The sequence below is a fragment of the Tamlana sedimenti genome, from assembly GCF_038148895.1.
In the GTDB taxonomy this organism is placed as follows: domain Bacteria; phylum Bacteroidota; class Bacteroidia; order Flavobacteriales; family Flavobacteriaceae; genus Tamlana.
Window position 1 is genome coordinate 442771 of the sequence record NZ_JBBVGQ010000001.1, and the last position, 19625, is coordinate 462395.

21 protein-coding genes are annotated in these 19625 nt (G+C 36.8%); 9 read left to right on the top strand and 12 right to left on the bottom strand.

Translation table 11 applies throughout. The features are described from left to right. The first annotated feature begins 43 nt into the window (after positions 1 to 43). From WJN01_RS01960 to WJN01_RS01970, 3 genes are read left to right on the top strand one after another with little or no spacing between them, the layout of a single operon-like run. Positions 44 to 838 (top strand): undecaprenyl-diphosphate phosphatase, encoded by a 795-nt coding sequence (locus tag WJN01_RS01960; protein WP_445195479.1) that lies wholly within the window; start codon positions 44 to 46, stop codon positions 836 to 838. 1 nt (position 839) lies between these two features. Continuing rightward, entirely contained in the window at positions 840 to 1556 is a 717-nt protein-coding gene (gene truB, locus WJN01_RS01965) for a tRNA pseudouridine(55) synthase TruB (RefSeq protein ID WP_445195480.1), read from the top strand. Positions 1557 to 1608: 52 nt separating this feature from the next. Then, positions 1609 to 2325, top strand: coding sequence for a hypothetical protein (locus tag WJN01_RS01970; protein ID WP_445195481.1), 717 nt, complete (start codon positions 1609 to 1611; stop codon positions 2323 to 2325). Here WJN01_RS01970 and WJN01_RS01975 read toward each other — a convergent pair. Beyond that, positions 2309 to 2926: a thioredoxin family protein gene (locus tag WJN01_RS01975; RefSeq protein ID WP_445195482.1), complete on the bottom strand. Its 618-nt coding sequence runs from the start codon at positions 2924 to 2926 to the stop codon at positions 2309 to 2311. The two genes, WJN01_RS01970 and WJN01_RS01975, sit on opposite strands and share 17 nt — an antisense overlap. Positions 2927 to 3033: 107 nt before the next feature. Between WJN01_RS01975 and WJN01_RS01980 the strand changes: the two genes are divergently transcribed. After that, positions 3034 to 3600 carry a DNA-3-methyladenine glycosylase I gene (locus WJN01_RS01980; protein ID WP_445195483.1) on the top strand — a complete coding sequence of 189 codons (567 nt, stop codon included), beginning with the start codon at positions 3034 to 3036 and terminating at the stop codon, positions 3598 to 3600. A gap of 23 nt (positions 3601 to 3623) precedes the next feature. On the opposite strand, the gene WJN01_RS01985 is transcribed toward WJN01_RS01980, so the two are convergent. From WJN01_RS01985 to WJN01_RS02000, 4 genes are all read right to left on the bottom strand, one after another. Next, a complete protein-coding gene (locus tag WJN01_RS01985) occupies positions 3624 to 4412 on the bottom strand; it encodes a polysaccharide deacetylase family protein (protein WP_445195484.1) in 789 nt (262 codons plus the stop codon). 38 nt (positions 4413 to 4450) lie between these two features. Further along, on the bottom strand, positions 4451 to 5080 hold the full coding sequence (aat, locus tag WJN01_RS01990) for a leucyl/phenylalanyl-tRNA--protein transferase (RefSeq protein WP_445195485.1): 630 nt from the start codon (positions 5078 to 5080) through the stop codon (positions 4451 to 4453). 84 nt (positions 5081 to 5164) lie between these two features. After that, the gene (locus WJN01_RS01995) at positions 5165 to 5542 is read right to left on the bottom strand and encodes a DUF3127 domain-containing protein (protein WP_445195486.1); all 378 of its coding nucleotides are present in this window, start codon (positions 5540 to 5542) and stop codon (positions 5165 to 5167) included. 43 nt (positions 5543 to 5585) lie between these two features. After that, positions 5586 to 6455, bottom strand: coding sequence for a flavin reductase family protein (locus WJN01_RS02000; protein ID WP_445195487.1), 870 nt, complete (start codon positions 6453 to 6455; stop codon positions 5586 to 5588). 122 nt (positions 6456 to 6577) lie between these two features. On the opposite strand from WJN01_RS02000, the gene WJN01_RS02005 reads away from it, so the two are divergent. Then, positions 6578 to 7729: a sensor histidine kinase gene (locus WJN01_RS02005; protein WP_445195488.1), complete on the top strand. Its 1152-nt coding sequence runs from the start codon at positions 6578 to 6580 to the stop codon at positions 7727 to 7729. 6 nt (positions 7730 to 7735) lie between these two features. Next, positions 7736 to 8086 carry a hypothetical protein gene (locus WJN01_RS02010; protein WP_445195489.1) on the top strand — a complete coding sequence of 117 codons (351 nt, stop codon included), beginning with the start codon at positions 7736 to 7738 and terminating at the stop codon, positions 8084 to 8086. Here WJN01_RS02010 and WJN01_RS02015 read toward each other — a convergent pair. Together WJN01_RS02015 and greA are read right to left on the bottom strand one after the other, a co-directional pair. Then, the gene (locus WJN01_RS02015; RefSeq protein ID WP_445195490.1) at positions 8081 to 8470 is read right to left on the bottom strand and encodes an HIT family protein; all 390 of its coding nucleotides are present in this window, start codon (positions 8468 to 8470) and stop codon (positions 8081 to 8083) included. The genes WJN01_RS02010 and WJN01_RS02015 overlap by 6 nt on opposite strands. 96 nt (positions 8471 to 8566) lie before the next feature. After that, positions 8567 to 9040, bottom strand: a complete 474-nt coding sequence (gene greA, locus WJN01_RS02020) for a transcription elongation factor GreA (RefSeq protein ID WP_445195491.1) — start codon at positions 9038 to 9040, stop codon at positions 8567 to 8569. A 167-nt stretch (positions 9041 to 9207) separates the two neighbouring features. On the opposite strand from greA, the gene WJN01_RS02025 reads away from it, so the two are divergent. After that, entirely contained in the window at positions 9208 to 9681 is a 474-nt protein-coding gene (locus tag WJN01_RS02025; protein ID WP_445195492.1) for a hypothetical protein, read from the top strand. Positions 9682 to 9723: 42 nt separating this feature from the next. Here the strand turns inward: WJN01_RS02025 and WJN01_RS02030 are convergent, their stop codons facing one another. The 5 genes from WJN01_RS02030 to pnuC form a co-directional block, all read right to left on the bottom strand. After that, positions 9724 to 11874, bottom strand: coding sequence for a TonB-dependent receptor (locus WJN01_RS02030; RefSeq protein ID WP_445195493.1), 2151 nt, complete (start codon positions 11872 to 11874; stop codon positions 9724 to 9726). 234 nt (positions 11875 to 12108) lie between these two features. Further along, positions 12109 to 12516 (bottom strand): alternative ribosome rescue aminoacyl-tRNA hydrolase ArfB, encoded by a 408-nt coding sequence (gene arfB / locus WJN01_RS02035; protein WP_445195494.1) that lies wholly within the window; start codon positions 12514 to 12516, stop codon positions 12109 to 12111. Continuing rightward, a complete protein-coding gene (locus WJN01_RS02040; RefSeq protein ID WP_445195495.1) occupies positions 12509 to 14065 on the bottom strand; it encodes a DUF4301 family protein in 1557 nt (518 codons plus the stop codon). The genes arfB and WJN01_RS02040 overlap by 8 nt, the downstream gene beginning before the upstream one ends. A 5-nt stretch (positions 14066 to 14070) precedes the next feature. Further along, complete coding sequence (locus WJN01_RS02045; protein WP_445195496.1) at positions 14071 to 14637, bottom strand: AAA family ATPase; 567 nt, start codon at positions 14635 to 14637, stop codon at positions 14071 to 14073. Beyond that, the gene (gene pnuC, locus WJN01_RS02050; RefSeq protein WP_445195497.1) at positions 14598 to 15230 is read right to left on the bottom strand and encodes a nicotinamide riboside transporter PnuC; all 633 of its coding nucleotides are present in this window, start codon (positions 15228 to 15230) and stop codon (positions 14598 to 14600) included. The genes WJN01_RS02045 and pnuC overlap by 40 nt, the downstream gene beginning before the upstream one ends. A gap of 137 nt (positions 15231 to 15367) precedes the next feature. Between pnuC and WJN01_RS02055 the strand changes: the two genes are divergently transcribed. Both WJN01_RS02055 and WJN01_RS02060 read left to right on the top strand, forming a co-directional pair. Further along, complete coding sequence (locus WJN01_RS02055; RefSeq protein ID WP_445195498.1) at positions 15368 to 17569, top strand: rhamnogalacturonan lyase family protein; 2202 nt, start codon at positions 15368 to 15370, stop codon at positions 17567 to 17569. Positions 17570 to 17723: 154 nt separating this feature from the next. Continuing rightward, a complete protein-coding gene (locus WJN01_RS02060; protein ID WP_445195499.1) occupies positions 17724 to 19616 on the top strand; it encodes a rhamnogalacturonan lyase in 1893 nt (630 codons plus the stop codon). Positions 19617 to 19625 lie beyond the last annotated feature (9 nt).

Sequence of the window (19625 nt, forward strand, 5' to 3'; positions counted from 1 at the left end):
GATGAAAAAGCTTTTTGTAGCACTATTTTAATATTTTTACGCCATGGAAATAATAGACGCGATTATCCTCGGCATCATTCAAGGACTTACCGAATTTTTACCCGTTTCATCCAGTGGCCATTTAGAACTTGGGAAAGCTATTTTAGGCGACCATTCTGTTCCCGAAGAAAGTTTGCTTTTTACCGTAGTACTGCACTTTGCAACGGCATTGAGCACGATGGTTGTTTTTAGAAAAGATATTATTTCGCTCATAATAGGCGCGCTAAAATTTAAGTGGAACGAGGACCTACAATTTATGGCAAAAATTGCCGTATCTATGATTCCAGCAGTGGCAATCGGGCTTTTTTTTGAAAAACAATTGGAACAACTTTTTAGTGGCAATATACTTTTGGTGGGCAGCATGCTCATCATTACAGGCATACTTTTATTTTTAGCTGATAAGGCCAGAAACACGAACAAAGAAGTATCATTTATGAATGCTTTTGTTATTGGCATTTCTCAAGCCATTGCGATGCTTCCTGGTATTTCACGATCAGGCGCAACCATTTCAACTTCAGTATTGTTGGGCAACGATAAAACTAAAGCAGCCAGATTTTCGTTCCTTATGGTTGTTCCCCTTATTTTTGGTAAAATTGCCAAAGATGTGCTTAGTGGTGAATTAACTTATAACAGCGGAAATTTTACTACACTCTCCATCGGATTTATTGCAGCCTTTGTAGCGGGGCTATTTGCCTGTACTTGGATGATTTCTTTGGTAAGAAGAAGTAAGCTCACTTATTTTGCAGTTTATTGCGCTATAGTTGGGCTTATTGCCATTATTTACACTTTCTTTAATTAGCATGCCAACCGCAGAAGATTATCTTTCCGGACAAGTTTTACTCATAGACAAACCATTGCATTGGACGTCCTTTCAAGTAGTGAACAAACTGCGGTGGGAGATAAAACAAGCATTCAAAATAAAAAAGATAAAAGTGGGTCATGCCGGCACTTTAGACCCCTTGGCTACTGGTTTATTGGTAATCTGCACAGGAAAGATGACCAAACAAATTGATACATTTCAAGCACAAACAAAAGAATACACCGGCACTTTTGTTTTGGGAAGCACCACACCTTCTTTTGATATGGAAACCGAAATTGATGAAACCTTTCCAACTGAACATATTTCGGAAGACTTAATCAAAGCAACCACCAAACAGTTTATTGGAGACATTGAGCAATTTCCGCCTGTTTTTTCGGCCATAAAAAAGGATGGGAAACGTTTATATGAATTTGCCAGAGCAGGTGAAAATGTTGAAATAAAACCAAGAAATGTTCATATCTCCGAGTTTGAAATCACAAAAATCGATACTTCGACTGCGCTCAGTACAGGCTCTTCAAACATTGACTTTAGAGTGGTTTGCGGCAAGGGCACCTATATCCGCTCTTTGGCTAACGATTTTGGCAAAGCCTTACAGTCTGGAGCCCATTTATCGGCACTTAGGCGCACAAAAATCGGTAGCTTCAACGTTGATGATGCGCTTACCATAGAAAGCTTTATAGATAGCCTAAAAAACTAAATTATCTAATTTTACGTATATTTAGCGAACCCAAACCTATAATTTTTAAGATTTGCACCTAACAGATCAACATAGAGCGCTTCTACTTACTTTTCTAATTTCCGGAACGGTAGTACTATCTGTTTTTAATCTCGGTCTAAAAAAGCACAGTGAATTTCTTTCTGAAAGTTACTATGAACTTGAGCCCGAAAAAGAACCTACTGATGAAGAAATCAAGCAGCTTGAAGCTTTAGAAAAACTGAACAACGCTAAAGCCGAAACAAATAGCGCTTTTAACGAAACACAAGAAAATAAGCACTTTGCCCAAGCATACGAGCGCATTGCACCACCCGAAGACTATGTTCCCAAAGCAAGTGATATTTCAGAAAACAGTGACGCGTTAAAAAGAGAGTATGAAATTCCGGATGATTCAAAATTAAACCAAGACGAGCTTTCAAAATTCAACAAGGCCAACGAGGTTTTAAAAAAGCAGCTTTCTGAAAACAACAACCATAAAAGCACCATCAGCTATTCTTTGGTAAACCGCAATAAAATCTATATTCCCATACCTGTTTATTTGTGTGAGGTTGATGGAAAAATTGTGGTAAATATTACGGTTAATTCAAAAGGAAATGTTACCGATACTTATTTAAACACCTCATCAACATCTTCAAATGAGTGCTTGATTGAGCATGCCTTGGAATATGCCAAAGATTCTAAATTTAGTGCTGACCCCACAAAAGAAAACCAATTGGGCTCCATTACATTTCATTTTATTGGCAAACGGTAGGCTCTAGCTTGCATAACATTTCGGTTATATCTTCAATGATATTTTGCCCCTTGTTTTTGTTATACCAATGTTGTAAATCTTCCTTAAATTCTGGTGTTAGTTTTCCGTATTTAGCCTTAAATCTGTTTACATAAGCCGTGGCCTCACTTGGTCTTGGTCCGTAAGTGTTCAAAACCGCTCCTGTTTCGTTATCAATCATAATTACTTTTGGAATAGACCGGGTTCCATAAGTTAAAAATGCATCCATAAGTTCAGGGTTTTCATCTCTAAGTACAATTTTCAATTCTATGTATTTACTCAACTCTGCCACCTTATTCAAGGCAGGAAGCATATGGGCACCATCGCCACACCAACTCTCGGCAATGGCCAACCAAGTTATAGGGTGTTTGAATTCTAAAATCTTTTGCTGGGACTCTTCAGAAATCTTTAAGGTTTTGTCCCAACGCTTCATCCGTTTATCATTAAGCAACGTAAAATCTGTATAAACTTCAGTCTTTTCTAAACCCGTGGTAGAATTATTTTCGGCCATCTTCTTTACCAAATCCCTATATTCCTTGTAAGACATGCTGCAATTTAGGCTGTCATTAATTGTGGTATCCATAATTCATTTATTAACATTGAAACAATACTTAAAGCCACAAATTTAGATGCAACATATTTTATTTAAGATGATATTTGTCATACTTTTACTTTAAACCTGAACAAAATATGAATTCGTTACACAGATGTGGTTGGTGTGTTGGTGATGACCTTTATGAAACTTATCATGATAAGGAATGGGGCGTTCCTGTTTACGATGATGAAACCTTGTTTGAATTTTTAACTTTAGAAACTTTTCAAGCAGGGTTGAGCTGGATTACTATTCTAAGAAAACGCGAAAATTTCAGAAAAGCTTTTGATGATTTCGATTATAAAAAAATAGCCCTTTACACCCAAGATAAAATGGACAGTTTACTGCTTGATGCTGGGATAATACGAAACAAATTAAAAGTAAAGGCTACTGTTACCAATGCCCAAGCATTTATCAAAATACAGGAAGAATTTGGCAGTTTCAGTAAATACATTTGGGGTTTTGTTGATGGCAAACCTATAAAAAACACCCTAAAAAACCACAAAAGTGCACCCGCAAACACACCTTTAAGCGATACTATTAACAAAGACTTAAAAAAACGCGGATTTAAATTTGTTGGCACCACTGTGGTTTATGCCCATATGCAAGCCACGGGTATGGTAAACGACCACGAAGTTGGATGTTTTAGGTATAATGAGGTCTAAAAATTTATAAAATTGGTTAAATACTAGTTTTTTAATGGCTTATCCAAATCTGGAATTATTGTTTTTAATGCCTCGTCAACATCAATATAATCGTCCAAATCACTAATAGAGATTACCTTATAATTATTCCTTGATAGAAACTCTAAATGCGACTTAAAAACTTCTGGCGATGTATCAACCCAAGGATGCTCAATATCGGGGACACCATGAACGGTAATTACAACTATATTACCATTTTTTGCCTCGGAAAAAGCAGTCCGAATCAATTCAATATTATCTGTTTTCATTGCCCAACTCGGAATTAAATACGGATGGTCTTCCAGAGGGTTATAAGGTCTCTTCCCTCCTGCACGGGCATATTTATAATTTAATTCCCTTAAAATTTCCAAGGATTGAGCATTTAAATCGTATGCTGGATAAGCAAATGACGCTGGCTTTGAAATTCCAACAGAATCGCATTTGGCCTCTATTGCTCTAATCTCCTCTATTGCATGCGATTTAGAAAGCCTATTAATATGTTTATGCGAAAGGGTATGATTTGCAACTTCAAAACCCATTTCAGAAAGTTTTTTAACCTGTTCCCATGTCATATATTTTGTGCTATCCTTATAATTGGGCGGAAACTCACACATGAAAAAGGTGGCATTAAACTTGTACTTTTTTAGTAAAGGTGCCACAATGGAGTGATGACTTGCACAGCCATCATCAAAGGTTAAGACAACAAGTTTATCTGGAATTTCCTTTTTTAAAATTTGGGCATTTCCAAACTTGAAAAAAGAAATGGTCAACATTAAAATTATGATTTTTTTCATTTCAAAAATTACGCCTTTACAAGATAGAATATTTTGGGCTACACATTTAAATAGCTCAAAAAAGCATTTCTAGGAATCTCTTCAGCCCCTAAACTTTCCAAATGTTTGGTATAAACTTGGCAATCAAATAATTTATAATCGGTGTTTTGTACAAACGTGATAAAGGCAACCTTGCTTGCATTGCTTTCTTTCGAGAACATGCTCTCTCCACAAAACACTCCGTTGTTTAAATCAACACCATAAAGTCCGCCCACCAAATCACTTCCTTTCCAAGCTTCAACAGATTTTGCATGCCCCAATTTATGAAGTTTTACATAAGATTCAATCATACTATCGGTTATCCAGGTTCCTGATTGCCCTGCCCTTTTTGCTTTGGAGCATTCCGTTATTACGGCTTCAAAATCTTTATTGACCGTTATTGTAAAATTAGTGTTGTTAATAAACTGCCTCATACTTTTAGACACCTTCAACTTTTCTGGAAACAGCACAAAACGCGGGTCTGGCGACCACCATAAAATTGGGCTATCCATCTCAAACCAAGGGAAAATGCCATTTCTATAAGCGAGCAACAAACGCTCAGCAGATAAATCGCCACCCATGGCGAGCAAGCCCTCTTTAGTCGCTTCATTTACATTTGGAAACCATATTTTATTGGTGAGATAATGCATTCTTAAAAATAAAAAACCTTTCAATATAAACTGAAAGGTTGATTGTTGATACCCTTCGACTGTGCTCAGGGTGACAGAAATTATTTAAAACGGTAAATCGTCGTGGTCATCATCGTTTAAATCACCCGCTGGTTCAAACGCATCTGCTGGTGGCACAGGTGGCATGTTTGTGCCTGAAGCTTCAGATTGCAAGGCCTCTATTCTCCATCCTTGAATGGAGTTGAAATATTTTGTTTCACCTTGTGGGTTTACCCATTCCCTTCCACGTAAATTTATACTTATTTTTACTTGCTGACCAACTTGATAGTTGTCTAACAAATCTGTTTTGTCTTGCACAAACTCCACCATAATATGCTGTGGGTATTGCTCCTCTGTTGTAACTACAATTTCTCTTTTTCTAAAACCATTGTTACCAAAAGTTTGAGTTTCTCCAATCACTTTAATTCTTCCTTGAACTTCCATTTAATCTATTATTTATTCCTTATTAATACTCTTTTATTTTGATTTAAGATAGCAATATTTTCCACGCACTCTGTACATCGCCAAAACTTAAATAATTTCGGGCTAGTTTATGCTTTTGCCTATGTGTTGCCGTTTTAATATTTGGATAACGCGCCGCTAAATCCTTCACAAAAGCTTCAACACTTTCTTTACTGGGCAGAGCTTCAACGTTTCCTAACATTCCTAGGTCATTTCCTGTTAAAACCATACTGTTTTTAACAAAATCAGGAAAATTATCAATACCAATACCTAATGAAGACAAGGGTTTTGGTATTTCAAAAAAGCCTTTTCTTGCCCTGCTATAAAAACTGCCTCCCGCTCTAGCAACCAAATCTAATTTTTTCTGGTCTATGGCATCATTTTCATCCAGAAAATCATCATCAATATGCATTCTCAAAACCTCGCAAATAATTAAATTACCTGCTCCACCTTCTACACCCAGCTTGATTATATCATTAACCTTACATTCAAAATGAACAGGTGACTCGGCCACCCTAAATGGCTTAACCAAATCCGATTTTTGCATAGTCAGTCCAGCCTTATCAAATTCATTAACGCCTTCGGGGTATTCTGTACTGGCCAACGACACTTGATGAACCATATCGTAATTCACCACATTTATCACAACCTCTTTGGTTGCCTCCGCATTGTTTAGCGTATGCTTAACTGTATTGTTGCTTACACGCCTAGATGGTGAAAAAATTAATATAGGCGGATTAGTACTAAACACATTAAAAAAACTAAATGGTGATAAATTTGGGTTTCCGTCGCTATCAACCGTGCTTGCAAAAGCTATGGGCCTAGGTGCAACCGCACTCAACAAATAACCGTGTAATTTACTGGTTGATAATTGCTTTGGGTCAATTGATGCCATTAAACTTTTTAATGAATAACAAATGTAACCAAAGTCTAACTCATCTAAAAACCGATTTACTAACAACTTGGACAATAATATTAACAGATTTGCATTATATTAGAAATCAAAATCAATAGTTCGTGATTTTTACAAAACATAGCAATGCATTCCGTTGGATTATTATCATAGCCTCCTTTGCTATAGTCTCACTTATTTTATGGAAGACTTATGAATTTTTTCAGCATTTTAAAGATGAGGAGCGCACAAAAATGGAAAACTGGTCGTTTGCCCAAACCGAATTTGTAAATGCTGAAACCAACACCAACTTAAATCTTACCTTAAAAATATTGAACAGCAATACGACAACACCCATGTTGGTTATTGACCAAGATGGACGTTTGAGCAGTTTTAATAATATTGATGAAACTAAGATCCAAGATTCTCTTCACATTCAAAAACTAATTGAAAAATTTCGAGACGAAAACAAACCAATCGATATAAAATACCAAGGAAAGACATTCTCTACTATTTACTATGGCAACTCTCCACTTTTAAATAAACTGGCTTATTATCCACTAGCTTTACTGCTCATCATTTTTCTGTTTGGCGCAGTAATTTTCTTTTTTTACCGAAGCAACAAAAATGCCACACAAAATAAACTTTGGTCTGGCATGGCCAAGGAAACAGCGCATCAAATTGGCACACCGTTATCTTCCTTAATTGGCTGGACTGAAATTTTAAAAAGCGAAAACGTGAACCCCGATTACATTTCTGAAATGGAAAAAGATGTAGATCGTTTAAAAACAATCACAGAGCGTTTCAGCAAAATTGGGTCGTTACCTACTTTGGAAAAAGCCGATATCATCAAAGAAACCATTGATTCTTATGATTACTTAAAAGCAAGGTCTTCAAAACTTATTGATTTTGAAATTATAATTCCTGATGGTGAAATATTTGTTGAACTAAATAAACAATTGTACAGTTGGAGCATTGAAAATTTAGTAAAAAATGCCATTGATGCCATGAAAGGCCGCGGGAAATTGACCATTGAAATTTCGCAGCTAGAAAACAATGTAAAAATAACTGTAACGGATACCGGTAAAGGCATAAATAAAAAAGATTTCAACAAAATATTTGAGCCAGGTTTTACTACCAAAAAGCGCGGCTGGGGGCTAGGTTTGTCTTTAACAAAGCGCATTATTGAAGATTTCCATAAAGGCAAAATAAGTGTTTCGCAATCTGAAAAAGAAAAAGGCACAACCATACAAATTGACCTAAAGCGTGCAAATTAACAAGTTATGCCTGAAAAATTTATTGACTCTAAAGAGGTAATCCTAAAAAACAACTGTCCGCAATGTTATGGCACCGATGGTTTAAGATTAACATTCAAACAAAAGATTGTTGAAACGAGCTTTTATAAATCCATAACATCTGAAATTAATCAAGAATTGGCCTGTAAAAAGTGTAATTCAATTATTTATCCAGTACAATGGACCGATGATATTGAACGTGTTGTTGCCTACCAAAACAAGGCCTTTACGCCAAAAAAGGCTTCAACTTACCTTAAAAAAACGTCTTGGATTGCTATTGGCTTGGCCATTGCCCTAACAGCTTTATTAATTTTTCTAGTTTACTACACCAATCTATAAATTAGATTTAATAGAATCCGCCAACTTTTGAAATTCTTCGGAAGATAATTTTTCCTTTTTTATAAAACGCGCATCTTCCATGGTGTGCAACGGAATTAAATGCACATGCGCATGGGGCACCTCCAAGCCAATTACCGTAATGCCCACGCGCTTGCACGGCACAGCTTTTTCAATACCCAAAGCCACCTTTCTTGAAAAAGCCATAAGGCCGTTGAAGGTTGCTTCATCCAAATCAAAAATCTTATCCACTTCCTTCTTCGGAATGCAGAGGGTGTGCCCTATCGAATTGGGGTTGATGTCTAAAAAAGCAAAAAACTCATCTGTTTCTGCAATTTTATAACAAGGAATTTCTCCATTAATGATTTTTGTGAATATTGAAGCCATAATTATAAATGTGAATATTTAAGAAACCCATATAAAGATAAAAGATTCCTGATTATTTTGAACCAGGAATCTTTTTAAATTTATGTTATAATGCCTTTATCTGGAAATTTCTACAATATCAAATTTCATAACGCCGTTTGGCACTTTAATTTCGGCAACCTCACCTACCGATTTACCCAACAAACCTTTCCCTATGGGTGAATTAACGGATATTTTTCCTGATTTTAAATCAGCCTCTCCATCAGCCACCAAAGTGTAAACCATTTCCATACCATTGGTTTGGTTTTTTATTTTCACTTTTGACAACACCAACACTTTTGAAGTATCTAACTGTGACTCATCAATGACACGGGCACCGGCCAAAGCATCTTCCAGTTTAGAAATACGCATTTCCAGCATACCTTGTGCTTCCTTAGCGGCATCATATTCGGCATTTTCACTTAAATCACCTTTATCCCTTGCTTCAGCAATGGCCTTTGAAGCTTTTACACGTTCAACATCTTTGAGTTGCTTTAACTCCTCTCTCAATTTTTTTAACCCCTCTGGTGTATAGTATGATACTTTACTCATAACTTCATCGTTTTACTTAATAAAAGATGCTGAAACAAGTTCAGCATACAAAAAAATCTCGCACATACGAGATTCCGATTACAAATATACAAAATTTTTACGTCAGTTTGCTTTTTATCGTAAATTGCATGCTCGTTTTGAAGGAATAATGTAAGCCGGAAAAGGGCATGACACAAACAAAAACCATCATTAAATTATTGGTCAAACAAATGAAATACCTATCATGCTTTTTGGTTTTTACTATTTTATTTTCTTGTAGCGGAAATTCCAATGACGACAGAAATTGCAGATTCTTATTGGACATTAGTGTAAGCGAAAGCATAAACCTTAACTTTCCACAATACAGCCAATTGAAGTCTATTAACGTACCTGTGCACATACCCCAAATAGGTGGAAGAGATGGTATAATCGTTAACAACACAGGAGCAAGATATGTTGCCTTTGATGCCACCGACCCCAATCACATACCCTCAGATTGTTCTTCTCTAAGAATTGACGGCATTATAGCAAAATGTAATTGTGATGACGGCAACGAATACAGTTTGTTGGATGGCATACCATTAGGAAATAACGGAACCAAATGCCCCCTAAGGGGTTATATTGCTGAGAGAAGCGGAGATAACCTTTTAATTTACAACTAGCCTCCTCTATCCCCTCCAAAGGAGGGGATAGAGAAACCTAAATTAAAACTTCAAAGTAGCCCCCACCAAAAAGTTAATGGTGGCTTGCGGATAATACCCAGCCCCTTCAATTGTGGTAACCGAATTTGGGTCGGACCAAGTGTCATCATAAGTGTAATAGTATCCGTTAGACACGTACTCCTTATTAAAAATATTATTCACTAAACCGCTTAACACAATGGACTTAAAAATTGCTTTGGGCTTTATTTCATAGACAATATTAAAATCGCTGACAAAAAAGCTTTCCAGTTTGGAAGCCTCGGAATCTGTATTTCCTATAAATTGCTTGCCAACATATTTGCTCAACAAATTGAGTTGTAAATTTTTGGCTAGATAAAAATTAAAGGCATTACCGAATACCAAATTTGGCGAAAATGAAATGTTGGTATTGCCCAAATCCACAACTTCTCCATCAATAGATGCATTAAAATTTTTGTTTTTATTACTGCTTATAGCAACGTTAGTTGACACGCCAAAAGTTTTGCAGAATTGAACATTGGCATCAACTTCCAAACCCAACCTGTAACTTTTACCGCTGGTGGCTCTGACAGGGCTTCCCACGTCATCTAACTCACCTGTCAAAACCAATTGGTTTTGATAAAACATGTAGTATAAATTGGCATTAACATTGGCCTTTTCTTTTTGGAAACGCCAACCCAACTCAATATCATTAAGTGTTTCATTTTCGGTTACACCTGCTTTAAAATCATCTCGGTTTGGCTCCCTATTGGCTCGCGCGTAAGAAGTGTAAAAACTACTTGATTCCGAATTTCTGTAGGTAAGTCCCAGTTTTGGGTTAAAAAAATTGAATTGGGCATCGGTTACAAAAGGCAATCTATCTGAATTCAATCCGTTGGTTTTGTAGCTTACAAAACGCCCTTGCAAATCGATAAATCCTGTAAGTTTTTCATCTATTTTAAATGTAGCTTTTGAAAAAATGCTAAAATCATTTTTTGTAGCATCACCTTCATAATATTTATCTCTAATATTTGCATTTGGTGCTAAATCGGCTCCCCAAATAACTTCTCCGAAGTGGTCACCAGTATAACTACTGCCTGAAAGTCCTGAGATAATTTCCAACATATTCCTCTTAAATGTAACATTCGCGTTTAAAACATAAAAATTGTTATTCAGCCAGCGACGTACTATGACATCAGAATCATCTTCGATTAAGTTATTAAAATCGGCAGCACTCTCTTCTGGTTTATATTGTTCAAAATACCCTTTCCCTTTAGTATAGTTCAACCCTAAGTTTGTTGACCAATTATTGTCCAAACGCTCATTCCAATGCAATTGATAATGGTCTTGCCAATAATTATCGGTTTCATTATCGTAAGTGTATGGGTTTTGGCGGCGATCTTCTTTCAATTCTTCAGCCGTAAGTCCAAACCATGCCTGATAAGTATATTCTTTATTTCCGAATGTCAAAGCTTTAATTAGGGTATTATCATCCTTGTAAATTCCTTGCAGAAAATACGCCTTTAAATCTGTGAAGGCACGATCTACATAACCATCAGAATTTATTTTTGAAAATCGACCTGAAATTTCAATACTTCGACTGCGCTCAGTATCCGCATATAATTGCCCTGTGGTTAATTTTACGGTATGTTTACGTGTGTTGTAACTACCAAAACTATTGGAAATCTCTCCAGAAGCATCTGCAGAAAAGGCATCAGTCAAAACGTTTAAACTTGCACCAAAAGCACCCGATCCATTAGTTGAAGTACCAACACCGCGCTGCAATTGTAAACTTTGGGTTGAGGACGCAAAATCGCCCAAATTCACCCAAAATGTACCTTGACTTTCTGGGTCGTTATAAGGAATTCCATTTATGGTTACGTTTACCCTTGTAGCATCGGTTCCACGAACCCTAATTCCTGTGTAGCCAATACCTGCTCCTGCATCACTGGTAGTTACTACCGAAGGCAAATAATTGAGCAGCACGGGAATATCCTGCCCCAAATTACGTTTTGCCAATTGCTCTTTTGAAACATTGCTATGCGTTATTGGCGAATTGGCGTCTACTCTTACAGCTTTTACCAAAACTTCGTCTAGGTTTTGTGTTTCTGTTGAATCTTTTTCGATTTGATTTTCTTGAGCGGCTGCACAAAAAGACAACACTAAAAGTGCTAAAAAAAGAAATAAATTTTTCATTACGATTATGAATTTATAATCAAATAAAAAGAGGTAATTATTCTTTTGGTTAACAATTAATTGTTTAAAATTTGAATATCAAGATTGTACGTTTCCGAATATTCTATCCCTAAACAGCATTACCTGTTCTAGGTTCATTGGGTATGATCTCAGCCGATATAGGCACCCCTTTTTTGAGAACGCTGCAAAGATATATTAGATTTATGGATTACGATTTACGATTTACGATTTTTTTTAATCGATATCAGGTTTTTTTCTGCCCGCTTTCTTTTCAGATAACCAACGCTTGTTTTTAAGTCGCTTTCTAATAACCGATTTTGGGATTTTAGTTGGCTTTCGCTTTTTTGGTTCAACCAACCCTGCTTTAATAAGATTTAAAAAACGTGCAACTATAAGATCTTTATTTTTATGCTGACTTCTACTTTCATCACATTGCAACAGTAAAATGCCATCTTTATTGAGTCGATTTTGAAGCTTCTCAAGAAGTCTTTGTTTTTGTGTCTCGTTCAACTCAACCGAGGCTTTCAAATCGAAAACCAATTCCACTTTTGAGGACACCTTGTTTACGTTCTGCCCGCCACTTCCAGAACTCCTAACAGCCTTAAAAGTTAATTCTTTGAGTAAACTTTCCTCATTAAACATTGTTGCCCTGGTGCGCTGGTTTAAGCAAATCGTTAACCGTTTTTACGGGATTAAAAGTTTCTACCGGAACTTCAACAAAAATGGAGCTCCAATAAGCCATGCTTCCGTTCCATAATCCGGGCAGTTCCAAAGCTTGAATATCTGTTCCGTTTTGTGTTTTCATGGTTATAAACGCAGCTTCAGGATCTACAAATTGCTTCAAATCAAATTTTTTGCCTTTGTAATTTTTAACGGCGCAAACCAAATCGGTCGGATTAAAATGTGTGGCCTTATAGACTAGTTCTTGTTGATGCTTTTTACTGAAGTTAATTTGGGCAAATTCTACAATCTGCAAGGAAACCTTCCCATCCTTATCTCGTACCCAAAATGGACCACCACCAGGCTCTCCTTCATTTTTTACCATTCCGCAAACACGAATGGGCCTATTCAGTTTTTCTTTCAAAAATGCTATTTTATCTCCAATAGAAAAATCATCAATATCCTCGGGGACTGGTGTATTCAGCCTATATCTCAGAAAAAGAATCATGATTTTTAGTTCGGTTTCACCAGGGTCGCCTTCATCCAATTTATTTAAATAAGCAAAAACAGTTTCTTGAGCTTCCAATAATACACCAGCCAACAACTTTTTATATCTAGAAACCTCAACATTCCTGCTCGAAACCACTATGTTATCAATGTTTTTTATGAAGATTAAGTCGCTATCCAAATCATTTAAATTTTCCAACAATGCCCCATGGCCCGCTGGCCTGAATAGAATTGAACCATCTTCCTTTCTATAAACCTCATCCTTTGTGGTTAAGGCAATGGTTTCGGTAGCTTTCTTTTGATAGGAAAATGCCACATTGAATGTAGTTTGTGTTTCAGCTTCCAAACGTTTTATAACCTTTTTTAATTCCTTCAGAAAATATTCGTGGTGCGCTTCTGAAACCGTAAAATGTAAATTTGATGTGCCTTTTGATGAAGCATATATTGTAGATTCAAACAAATGCTCTTGAAATGCCGTAACAACTTCGTCATCATATTTATGAAATGGCAATAACCCTTTTGGGAAAAAACTATAGTTCAACCCATTTTCATCCAACATGGTTTTTACAAATTCAAGATGTTTTTCCGATTCATCCAATTCATCATAATTTGGACAAGTTTCTTTTACTTTTGAAATGACTTCATCATAAAAGGGAAATTTTTCTAAATTGGAAACAAAGGTTTTTATGAGAGAATCAGTCCGTCTTTCGGCATAACTTTCAACCGTGTCTTTTGCAGGATTAAAATTTTTCAAGAACTGAAATAAAAACTTAAACATTCTAGTAGCCGCACCCGAAGCTGGAACAAACTTAACAATGCTCAAATCATCCTTTTTGGCATCATAAGACTGGATAAAATTTTGAAGGTCGGCTTCATTATAACTTTCAATACCCTTTCCTATGGTTGCGGCAGCAACTAAATTAGAATACGACATGCCGTTTTTAATGCGATCTGCTTGAGCTACAACCTGCTCTTTTTCGATGCCCTTATTTTTTATTTGCTGAATATCCTTCTCAGAAAACATTTCAATTATTTTTTTAGTAATAGTTTGTCTATGTGTTTCACAGCCATTTCTAAACGTTCTTTTTTACTGCCCTTTAATAGTATAAATGGTCTGTTATACTTTATTAATTCATCCTCAAAAGCCTTAAACATTTCCATTCTTTGTTCTGGCCTATCTCTTAAATCATCCGCTTCCCAAGGCGAGTCAATATAAGTTAAAAAATACAAATCGTAGGTGTTTTCTAGCGCATACTTTTTAAGCATCGGATCACAATTTCCTCCGTAAAAAGCTTCAGAATACACTTTGGTCTCCAACAAATCTGTATCGCAAATTAAAATGGTATCGGTTTTTTTAGCCAATTCATTTTCAAACTTCATCTGTCCAATGGCAATGGGCAACAAATCTTCAGGTTCACAGGTTTTACGTTCATTATTCCATTTGTTTTGAAGATACTCACGCGCATATTCCGGAACCCAAACCGAATTGTAGTGCCTCGCCAATTGTCTTGACAAGGTTGTCTTTCCAGTTGATTCGGGGCCAAACAAAACTACTTTTATGCAGTTTGCAGGTTGTTGTTTAAGGTTCTTTTCCATGCTAAATAGCCATAAATGGCAATAATTGTAAAGCCTAAATACTGTAGACTAGTGAAAATTAAGCCTTTATAAAGATATAATGGAACAGAAATAATATCACCAATAATCCAAAACGTCCAGTTTTCTATTTTTTTTCTGGCCATAAGCCACATACCAACAAAAAATATGGCTGTAGTAATGGCATCAACATATGCTACCCAATTCGTCCATCTATCAAAGGCATTGTAAACTAAACAAACAAATAGCAGTGTTACCAAAAAAATAGCCACAATAGCTTTTTTTTCGTTCAATGTAGTTCTAGAAATTGGCGTTACATGGGCTTCATCTACTTTCCTAGTCCATATGTACCAGCCATAAATGCTCATTAAAAAATAATAAGCATTTATAAGCATATCTCCCAATAGGGCATAAATCCACAAAATATATACAAAAATAGCGGTGCTAATAATGCCAGTAGGGTACACCAAAATGTTTTCTTGTTTGGCATACCAAACACTCAAAAACCCAAAAAAAACACCAATAAACTCCAACACGATAATAATGGTTGGCACACTTTGGTACTGAGAAAAAATCCAATTAAAAATTGAGTCCACGATTTTTTTTTTTTGATAACTTTAAGAAAACCTTCCGCATGCAAAACTAACATTCTATTTATGAAGCATGTTAGAACAGGATGGTAATTTTTACTTTGAAACTTATATTTAGCAAATTATTATAATTTAAATTGACTATGAAAAAAAATTACAATATTCCATTTGCACTTTTTAAATTAATTGTTTTCTGTCTCATACTCCCATCTGGATCTATGATGGCACAAAGACAAATGGAAAATTTAGACCGGGGTGTTTTGGCAATAAAAACCGGACCATCAAATGTTTTGGTGAGTTGGCGAATTTTAGGCACCGAATTTGAAAATGCCTCTTATAATGTTTACCGTGGTGGAACGAAGTTAAACACGACGCCCATAACTGGCGCGAGTAATTATATGGATAATTCATCATTCCTGCCAAATTTCACCTATAGCGTGGCAGCAGTTATTGATGGGGTTGAACAAGAACGCTCTGAAGCCGTTGGCTCGTGGGATGACATTTATAAAAAAATACCACTTACCGCTCCAGCGGGGGGAACAACCCCTGACAATGTAGCTTACACTTATGAAGCCAACGATGCGTCAGTTGGAGACCTAGATGGGGATGGCCAATATGAACTTGTACTAAAATGGTACCCCACTAATGCAAAAGACAATGCACAAAGTGGTTATACTGGAAATACCATTTTACAAGCCCTTGAAATGGACGATACCGGCACTGTGTTATGGACTATTGATTTAGGAAAAAACATAAGATCTGGAGCCCATTACACCCAATTTATGGTTTATGATTTAAATGGAGATGGAAAAGCCGAAGTGGTTTGCAAAACTGCAGAGGGTTCGAAAGACAATGCCGGAACTATTTTAGGCCCCAATCCAACCGCCGATTATAGAAATAGCGGGGGATACGTGCTTAGTGGCCCTGAATACTTAAGTGTTTTTTCTGGAGAAAGCGGTACTTTTATTGACACCGTAGATTACATTCCAGGTAGAGGAACCGTTTCAAGTTGGGGAGATAACTACGGCAATAGAGTTGATCGATTTTTAGCATGTGTGGCTTACCTCGACGGAATTCATCCTAGTGTTGTATTCTGCAGAGGGTATTATACCCGAACCGTTTTGGCTGCATGGGATTTTGACGGTTCAAACTTAAATTTCAAATGGATTTTCGATTCCAATATAGCAGGTAGCCAATACGAACATCAGGGAAACCATAGTGTAACCGTTGGTGATATTGATGGTGATGAAAAAGATGAAATTATTTATGGCTCATTAACAGTTGATGATAACGGAACTGCACTGCATTCCACAGGATATAAACACGGAGATGCTAGCCACTTGGGTGATTTCAATCCTAATAATCCCGGTTTAGAATACTTCACCTGCCATGAAACTGCTGGATCAACCGCAAACACTGCATTAGGAAACTTTGGTTCGGAAAGGACAACTAAGGTACCAAGAGCTGATTTTAGGGGCAACCAACTTGGAACGATATTTTGGCAAGTACCTCAACCCAGTGGTAGTGCGGATATTGGTAGATGTTTAATAGCAGATATTGACCCCAATTACCCGGGAGCAGAAGCATGGTCGTCAGATGGCACAGGCATTTATGATGTAAATGGAAACAATATTTACCCTAATACATACCCAACAACTGCTGGCAACGGCGCCACCTACAACATGGCCGCTTGGTATGATGGAGATTTATCAAGAGAGTTGGTCGATAGAACCGTAATAACCAAATGGAATGGTAGTGGCACTGATAGGGTTTTAACGGCATACAACTACGACAATCTGGCATTAGCCAGCAACAATGGATCAAAATCAAACCCATGTTTAATTGCTGATATTTTGGGTGACTGGAGAGAAGAAATTATTTGGAGGAATTCTTCAAATGAATATTTAGTAATCATGTCCAGCGCGGATCAACCTGACCAACGAATTTTCACCTTAATGCATGACCCTGTATATCGCACCAGTATAGCATGGCAAAATGTAGCATATAACCAACCGGCACATACAGGTTTCTTTTTAGGCAATGGTATGGTAGATCCTGATGTCCCAAATATTACCTTAGTGGAACCAACTTTATCGGTTGATGAAAAACTTAAGGACAATGCTGGTGAAATAAGGCTATATCCAAATCCAACTTCGGGGATGGTTAAATTCAACAAAACAATTAATGGCACTATTCAAGTTTATAATAGTATTGGTAAACTTATAAGCCAAAAAAGTGCCGAGAATATTAAAAACCATGACCTTAGTGGACTTCCCTCAGGGCTTTACTTTGTTAAAATCAAACAAGAAACCGACGTTCATGCCTTTAAGGTTTTCTTGAAATAAAAAAATTATATCGGGTTCATTTATGATTTCCATATAAATGAACCCTATTCAGATAAATTCAAAAGCACCTCTATAACCATACCTGCTTCTTTTGCTTGATTAAACCTTTTTCTTTTCATAAGGTCTTAATTTAGAAAACATAAAAGCCGTAATTATGAGTCAACGTAATAACTCTCCTTTTGTTCTTATAAAAATTCATCTTGTTTTAATCGGTTTAATATTTACATTTCAAAATGTTTCTGCCCAAAGACAATTGGAAAATTTAGACCGTGGCCTTCTGGCTGTCCGAAAAAGTGATTCCGAAGTTCTCATAAGCTGGAGGATTCAGGCAGATGAATTTGAAAGTGTTTCTTATAACGTTTATCGTGGCAAAACTCTATTAAACAAGAAGCCACTAACAGGTGCCAGTAATTTTATTGATAAAACTGAAAAAAATAAAACTTACAGTGTCGCTGCTATTATTGATGGCAGAGAGCAAAAACCTTCTAAGCCAATAGAAGTATGGAGTAGCAATTACAAAAGAATTCCAATTACTCCGCCCAAAGGTGGAACTTCGCCAGATGGCAGGGAATATACTTATAGAGCCAATGATGCTTCTGTTGGTGACCTAGACGGCGACGGGCAATACGAACTCGTTTTAAAATGGGAACCAACAAACTCCCATGACAACGCACATAGGGGTTATACTGGCAATACTTTTTTGCAAGGTTTAGAATTGGACGGCACCATTTTATGGACTATAGATTTAGGAAAGAATATTCGCTCTGGGGCACATTATACACAATTTATGGTTTACGACCTGAATGGTGATGGCAAAGCCGAAATGGCCTGTAAAACTGCTGATGGAACTATTGATGGTGTCGGAACCATTTTAGGGGATGCAAATGCAGATTACAGAAACAGTACTGGATATATTTTAGAAGGTCCTGAGTATTTAAGTCTTTTTTCTGGTGAAACAGGTACTTTTATTGATACTGTAGACTACATACCAGCACGAGGAAAAGTCTCAGATTGGGGGGATCATTACGGAAATCGTGTTGACAGATTTTTGGCTTGTGTTGCATATTTAGACGGAAAACGACCGAGCCTAGTTTTTTCCAGAGGATATTATACCCGAACCGTTTTGGCGGCATATGATTATCGAAATGGTAAATTAACAAATCGCTGGGTATTTGATTCTAATGAAAAAGGAAATGAAGTGTATGCTGGACAAGGAAACCACAATATAGCTGTGGGTGATTTGGATGGTGATGGCAAAGATGAAATTCAATTTGGTTCTTGCGCCATTGATGATACCGGAACAGGTTTGTATTCCACGGGCTTTGGCCATGGAGATGCTGCCCATTTGGGAGATTTTGATCCAAACAGAGAAGGACTCGAATATTTTATGTGCCATGAGGTAGCAAACGGAACCACTATTCCTGCCATAGATTTTAGAGACCCTAAAAATGGAGAAGTCATTTGGCGTGTTGAGGGAAAAGGAGACGTTGGGCGCGGTGTAACGGCCGATATTGACCCAACCCATCTTGGTGCAGAAAGCTGGGCTTCGAATGGATCGGGTATTCATAATACAAGAGGTGAAGTTATTTCAACAACTTACCCTACTGTTGGACGAAGGGGTTCCAGTTATAACATGTTTGCTTGGTGGGATGGCGATTTGCTCAGGGAAATAGTTGACAAAACCCGTATTGCAAAATGGAATGCCGAATTTGAAAAAACCGATATTTTATTGGAAGCTTACAATCATGACGGCATGAACCTTAGAAGTAATAACGGGACTAAATCAAACCCTTGCTTAATTGCAGATATTCTTGGAGATTGGCGTGAAGAAATTATCTGGAGAAATGAAGAAAACACAGAATTGGTCATTTTCTCAACACCCTACCCAACTGAAGAACGAATTTTCACTTTAATGCACGACCCATTGTATCGTGTGAGTATTGCATGGCAAAATGTAGCTTATAACCAACCAGCACACACTGGTTTTTATCTGGGTACTGGTATGAAAAGACCAAAAACACCCTATATATACTTAGCTAAAAAATAGGCCAGAAAG

Bases quoted from the DNA above. Each gene is read 5' to 3' on its own strand.
- aat (WP_445195485.1), bottom strand. From the start codon at position 5,080: ATGCATTATCTCACCAATAAAATATGGTTTCCAAATGTAAATGAAGCG.
- WJN01_RS02045 (WP_445195496.1), bottom strand. From the start codon at position 14,637: ATGGAAAAGAACCTTAAACAACAACCTGCAAACTGCATAAAAGTAGTT.
- WJN01_RS01960 (WP_445195479.1), top strand. From the start codon at position 44: ATGGAAATAATAGACGCGATTATCCTCGGCATCATTCAAGGACTTACC.
- WJN01_RS02055 (WP_445195498.1), top strand. From the start codon at position 15,368: ATGAAAAAAAATTACAATATTCCATTTGCACTTTTTAAATTAATTGTT.
- WJN01_RS01980 (WP_445195483.1), top strand. From the start codon at position 3,034: ATGAATTCGTTACACAGATGTGGTTGGTGTGTTGGTGATGACCTTTAT.
- WJN01_RS02000 (WP_445195487.1), bottom strand. From the start codon at position 6,455: ATGGCATCAATTGACCCAAAGCAATTATCAACCAGTAAATTACACGGT.
- WJN01_RS02010 (WP_445195489.1), top strand. From the start codon at position 7,736: ATGCCTGAAAAATTTATTGACTCTAAAGAGGTAATCCTAAAAAACAAC.
- WJN01_RS02060 (WP_445195499.1), top strand. From the start codon at position 17,724: ATGAGTCAACGTAATAACTCTCCTTTTGTTCTTATAAAAATTCATCTT.
- WJN01_RS01995 (WP_445195486.1), bottom strand. From the start codon at position 5,542: ATGGAAGTTCAAGGAAGAATTAAAGTGATTGGAGAAACTCAAACTTTT.
- WJN01_RS02030 (WP_445195493.1), bottom strand. From the start codon at position 11,874: ATGAAAAATTTATTTCTTTTTTTAGCACTTTTAGTGTTGTCTTTTTGT.
- WJN01_RS02040 (WP_445195495.1), bottom strand. From the start codon at position 14,065: ATGTTTTCTGAGAAGGATATTCAGCAAATAAAAAATAAGGGCATCGAA.
- WJN01_RS01985 (WP_445195484.1), bottom strand. From the start codon at position 4,412: ATGAAAAAAATCATAATTTTAATGTTGACCATTTCTTTTTTCAAGTTT.
- WJN01_RS01975 (WP_445195482.1), bottom strand. From the start codon at position 2,926: ATGGATACCACAATTAATGACAGCCTAAATTGCAGCATGTCTTACAAG.
- WJN01_RS02025 (WP_445195492.1), top strand. From the start codon at position 9,208: ATGACACAAACAAAAACCATCATTAAATTATTGGTCAAACAAATGAAA.
- arfB (WP_445195494.1), bottom strand. From the start codon at position 12,516: ATGTTTAATGAGGAAAGTTTACTCAAAGAATTAACTTTTAAGGCTGTT.
- truB (WP_445195480.1), top strand. From the start codon at position 840: ATGCCAACCGCAGAAGATTATCTTTCCGGACAAGTTTTACTCATAGAC.
- WJN01_RS02015 (WP_445195490.1), bottom strand. From the start codon at position 8,470: ATGGCTTCAATATTCACAAAAATCATTAATGGAGAAATTCCTTGTTAT.
- greA (WP_445195491.1), bottom strand. From the start codon at position 9,040: ATGAGTAAAGTATCATACTATACACCAGAGGGGTTAAAAAAATTGAGA.